3 protein-coding genes are annotated in these 2,537 nt (G+C 56.0%); all 3 read right to left on the reverse strand.

Features of this window, described 5'->3' with window-relative positions:
- Window positions 1–19: 19 nt before the first annotated feature.
- Entirely contained in the window at window positions 20–1,318 is a 1,299-nt protein-coding gene (locus BUB35_RS18105) for a virulence-associated E family protein (protein WP_084730777.1), read from the reverse strand.
- A gap of 13 nt (window positions 1,319–1,331) precedes the next feature.
- Window positions 1,332–1,976 (reverse strand): CHC2 zinc finger domain-containing protein, encoded by a 645-nt coding sequence (locus tag BUB35_RS18110; protein WP_200777633.1) that lies wholly within the window; start codon window positions 1,974–1,976, stop codon window positions 1,332–1,334.
- 135 nt (window positions 1,977–2,111) lie between these two features.
- Window positions 2,112–2,537 (reverse strand): SMI1/KNR4 family protein (locus BUB35_RS19395; RefSeq protein WP_207647558.1); only part of this gene is annotated, 426 nt, incomplete at its 5' end.

Genomic DNA, 2,537 nt, shown 5'->3' on the forward strand with positions numbered 1-2,537 from the left:
GGGATTTTTCCCGGATTTTTCAGAAGGGCAGCTCCATCTGCTCGGTCACTTCCACAAATCCGTCCGGCAGTTTTTCCTGCCCGTTGTCAGCGCCCGTTGCTGGGGCCTCCCGTTCCCAGCCCTTCTGCCTGCCGTATTCCTCAAATATCCGGGGGTTGGAAAAGTACCTCCATCCCGTGATACAGTGGTTCATAATGTCGTTGACCTCCCGTATCTCCCATTGCTTCGGCTCGTCGTAGGGGCGCTTGAGGGCCTCCCGGAAAAGCTGCTTGGAGCATACGGCGGCGCCGGTGTAGCGGTCAAGGTAGGCTTGGATCATCCCGGCCTTGGTGTCCTCCGGCATGAAGTCCCGCTGGTGTTCTTTCAGATACCGTACCATTTCGGGGCTGAAGGACAGCTTAAAATCGCCGCTCTTGTAGACCGTCATGGCCTCCGCCCATAGCTGGCCGATGTAGGCCCTGGACGCGGCCTCGTCGTCCAGAATGTGTACCTCGGCCTGTTCCGGGTAGACCATGACCGGCAGGAAACGCCGGTTGCCGGAGCGGTCAAGGGGCAGGAAGTCCAGGGCGTTGGAAGTCCCGCCGAACACGCACTGGCGGGGCCTGTCCTCCGGGTGGGTTTCATAGGGGATTTTATAGACCTCCTTCTGGCGGCTTAAAAAGGACTTGATTTCCTCAATGCTCTTGGCGTTGGCGGTGGCGATCATCTCCGACATCTCAATGATCCAGTGGCCTTGCAGTTTGCGGTAAACGTTATCGTCGTCCAGCTTCCGCAGGTCATCGGAAAACCATTCGTCCCTCACGGCCAGCAGGCGAAAGAAGGTGGATTTCCCGGCCCCCTGCCCGCCCACCAAACAGAGCATGACCTCAAACTTGCAGCCGGGGCAAAAGGCCCGGTGGATGGCCCCCAGCAGGAACAGCCGCAGGGATTGGTAGGTGTACTCGTCCGTGTCGGCCCCCAAAAAGTGCCGCAGGCAGTAGCGGATTCGCTCCCGCCCGTCCCACACAAGGCCGTTCAGGTAGTCCCGGATGGGGTGGTAGCGGTTGGCGTCGGCGGCAAGGTCGAGGGCGTCGGCAATCTTCTTTTCGCTTGTCAGGCCGTAGGTATCTTCCAGATAGAGGCGGATATACTTCATGTCCGTGTCAGTCAAGGCCCTGCCCCCGGCGCGGCGCTGCCTGCCGATGGGCCGCAGCAGGTCAACGCGCTCGGTCAGGAGATTTTTTGCCACCGCCCCGGACAGTTCGGGGTCGTACTGGAATACCGTCAGGCAGTTGTGAATACTGTTGCGGACACCGCCCTTCTCGGTGCTTTCCAGCATGGCTTTGACTTCCTCAACGCTCCGGGGCGGCGGGGCGGCCTCTATGGTGTCCGTCACGGCCTGCCGCAGCTCCGGCGTCAAGCTCTGCCATTCTTCGCTCAAGGTTCCTCACTTCCTTTCCGTAGCTGGCGATCAGGGCCGCCCGTTCCTCCATGTCGGGGGAGAGCAGCGTGTCCAGCAGATATTCCACATAGTCCTGCTTTTGCAGGGCTTCCACAAACAAAGGGTGCCAATCGTCCTCCGGCCCCTTGGGGGCATAGTCCCGCTTCCAGCGGCCCAGGCGGTTGCGGTAGTCGCACAGCACCCGCAGGCAGTACCGCTCCATGCGCTTAAATTGCTGTTCCGGGGTTTCCTGCCGGGGATGGGGACGGCGGTTCCTGCTGGGCGACCCCTTGTCCTCATAGGGGACGGAGAAGGCCCGCGCCAGCAGAAGGGCGGCCTCCTTGGGGCTGATCCCTTCCAGACGGGAAACAAAGTCGATCACATCCCCATCCGCGCCGCAGCCGAAACAATGAAAGCGCCGGTCAACCTTCATGCTGGGGTTTTTATCGTCATGGAAGGGGCAGCGGCACATCCCGTTCCGGCCCGCCCGGATTCCAAAATGCCCGGCAGCCTGCCGGGTGGTAACAGACTGTTTCACAGCTTCAAATACGTTCAATAGGCAAGTCTTCCCGGAAATAAGAAAAGCGCCTGTCATTCTCACAAGGAAAATGGCAAGCGCCGGTTGGTGGGTTCCGTATTCAGTTTTCGATATGGGAAAAGCGCAGCCTATCTGTCGCGCCTATAAAATAATTTACCCTTGCATTCCAAGTACAATCCATTCATCGACAATATCCCAAAAGTTTATATCATACTTGGGCTGTCGATTGCTAAACCACAATGTTGCCTTACAACTATCACAATCAGACAAATCCACTGCAACATATCCGCCCATTCCAGAACCAAATATTCCAAAAGTAGTTGGCAGATAAATTTTCAATGGATGTTTTAAATCATCAAGAATACCCCATTCTTCATCATCAAATACAACAATATCATTGGATTCTAACAATCCCATTCCTCCGCTTGCATAGTAAAAGAAGCCGTTATGAAGTTCTTGATAGAACCTGACGATGCTGTTTGGAAGGTTGTCCAATTTAGATTGTAGTTTACCAGGGAAGTGTGTGGTATTGCAATTTCCCCCCTCATAATATAACACTTTTTTATTAGAAGAGAGTAT

It is taken from the genome of Anaerotignum lactatifermentans DSM 14214 (genome assembly GCF_900142265.1).
In the GTDB taxonomy this organism is placed as follows: domain Bacteria; phylum Bacillota; class Clostridia; order Lachnospirales; family Anaerotignaceae; genus Anaerotignum; species Anaerotignum lactatifermentans.

Bases quoted from the DNA above. Each gene is read 5' to 3' on its own strand.
- BUB35_RS18105 (WP_084730777.1), bottom strand. From the start codon at position 1,318: ATGCTGGAAAGCACCGAGAAGGGCGGTGTCCGCAACAGTATTCACAAC.